This window comes from Dysgonomonas sp. Marseille-P4677, assembly GCF_016652235.1.
Classification (GTDB): domain Bacteria; phylum Bacteroidota; class Bacteroidia; order Bacteroidales; family Dysgonomonadaceae; genus Dysgonomonas.
In genome coordinates this window covers 1-1,717 of sequence record NZ_JAEPKU010000263.1, presented here as the reverse complement: position 1 = coordinate 1,717, position 1,717 = coordinate 1, and the positions used below count along the sequence as shown (strand labels likewise).

3 protein-coding genes are annotated in these 1,717 nt (G+C 33.7%); all 3 read left to right on the top strand.

Annotated features, from left to right (window positions below; all coding sequences use genetic code 11):
- Window positions 1–151 precede the first annotated feature (151 nt).
- The 3 genes from JGH11_RS19940 to JGH11_RS19930 all read left to right on the top strand — a co-directional run bounded on the left by JGH11_RS19940 (window position 152) and on the right by JGH11_RS19930 (window position 1,690).
- Window positions 152–796 (top strand): protein-L-isoaspartate(D-aspartate) O-methyltransferase, encoded by a 645-nt coding sequence (locus JGH11_RS19940; protein ID WP_201114715.1) that lies wholly within the window; start codon window positions 152–154, stop codon window positions 794–796.
- Between the two features lie 94 nt (window positions 797–890).
- Entirely contained in the window at window positions 891–1,316 is a 426-nt protein-coding gene (locus JGH11_RS19935; RefSeq protein WP_236264260.1) for a hypothetical protein, read from the top strand.
- Complete coding sequence (locus tag JGH11_RS19930) at window positions 1,313–1,690, top strand: nuclear transport factor 2 family protein (RefSeq protein ID WP_201114714.1); 378 nt, start codon at window positions 1,313–1,315, stop codon at window positions 1,688–1,690. Before JGH11_RS19935 ends, JGH11_RS19930 begins: the two co-directional genes overlap by 4 nt.
- Window positions 1,691–1,717 lie beyond the last annotated feature (27 nt).

The window sequence follows — 1,717 nt, the reverse complement described above, 5'->3', positions numbered from 1 at the left end:
ACTTTAAAGAATATATAACATACTGTATCCAGTAATTGGCCATGTTATGAAAAAACAATTATTTATACTGTTAATGATCATCTGCTGTAAATCCGTATTTATATCTTGCCAAAATAAACAGCCTACGAAAAACGAAAAAATACCATCAACCATGAACGATAGTCTACGATATAATTATAAAGCTATAGAATTAGTTGTTAGATTGAAAAATAAAGGAATTAAGGATAACCAGATACTAGCTGCGATAGAGAAAATACCCAGACATGTTTTTGTCTCCGAGAATTTAGCAAATCATGCTTATGAGGACAAACCTTTACCAATAGATAAAAACCAAACCATCTCACAACCCTATACTGTCGCTTTTCAATCTGAATTGCTACAAATAAAACCAAACGAAAAAGTTTTAGAAATAGGAACGGGAAGTGGCTATCAGGCAGCAGTACTTTGCGAAATGAAGGCAAAGGTTTATAGCATAGAACGCCAACAACAATTATACCTCAAAGCCAAAGAAGTACTTAGCAAATTAGGCTATCATCCTATGCTGTTTTATGGAGACGGATACGAAGGGTTACCTGATTATGCTCCATTCGATAAGATACTCATTACGGCAGCAACCAAAGAATTTCCTAAAAAGCTGCTTGAACAGTTAAAAATAGGAGGGCTAATGGTAGCCCCCATAGGAGATAGTAACAGGCAGATTATGACAGTTGTCAAACGCATAGGTGCTGACGAATACATAGAATCGGAACACGGTGCCTTTGTTTTTGTACCGTTGCTGAAAGGGGTGGAGGAATAAAGAGGTATAACAACGTTGTCGAACTTAACTTTTAATAATGGTAAATATTAAGGTGAAGTTTGGAAAATAATTACTTAAATAGAAATCAAGGAACATGAAAATGCTAAAATTAGGAGGCTACATAAATATACTAATAGCCGTTGCCCATATTATTTGTTTATTAAACGCTGACTATTTCTTTGAAATTACAGGAGTTGGGGGAAATATGCGCAAAAATGCAGAGATACATCCTCTGCTGCCTTATGCCATGACGGTTTTTGTTGCTGTCATCTTTCTCATATTTGGGCTTTATGGGCTATCCGGAGCCGGAAAAATTAAAGAATTACCCTTATTGAGAATAGGAGTTTTCACTATTGCTGCCATTTATCTGTTAAGAGGGATAATAGGCTCTATTATTAATATCGGGTTCGAATCCTCTTTCCTGTGGTATCACCTATTATTTTCCCTTTGCGCCCTAGGAATAGGTTTATTGTTCTTATTGGGTGGCCTAAAAGCATTTCAACAAAATACATCATTATGAGTTTTGCTAATCGGTCCATCGTTCAATTATTCAATAGCTGCATCAACAATGCTGATATTGAATCTTTAGCTGATTTAATGACAGAAGATCATATTTTTATTGACATGGAAAACAACCGAATAGAAGGAAAATATAATTGTATTACTCAAGCTTGGAAACCTTTCTTTAAACTGTTCTCTAATTATCAAAATATTTTTGAGGAAATAATTTTCAAAAAAGACTCTACTGTAATTATAAAAGGATTTTCAATTTCTTCGGATGAAAGATTGAATAATCTTCGAGCAATTTGGTTTGTTGAGATAAAAGAGGAGAAAGTAAGTTTATGGCGCGTATATCCTGATACTAAAGAAATTCGTAATATGCTTAATCTTTAATTATAAAATTATCATATGATATTTAAT

Coding starts and splice junctions, on each gene's coding strand:
- JGH11_RS19940 (WP_201114715.1), top strand. CDS start 152: ATGAACGATAGTCTACGATATAATTATAAAGCTATAGAATTAGTTGTT.
- JGH11_RS19935 (WP_236264260.1), top strand. CDS start 891: ATGAAAATGCTAAAATTAGGAGGCTACATAAATATACTAATAGCCGTT.
- JGH11_RS19930 (WP_201114714.1), top strand. CDS start 1,313: ATGAGTTTTGCTAATCGGTCCATCGTTCAATTATTCAATAGCTGCATC.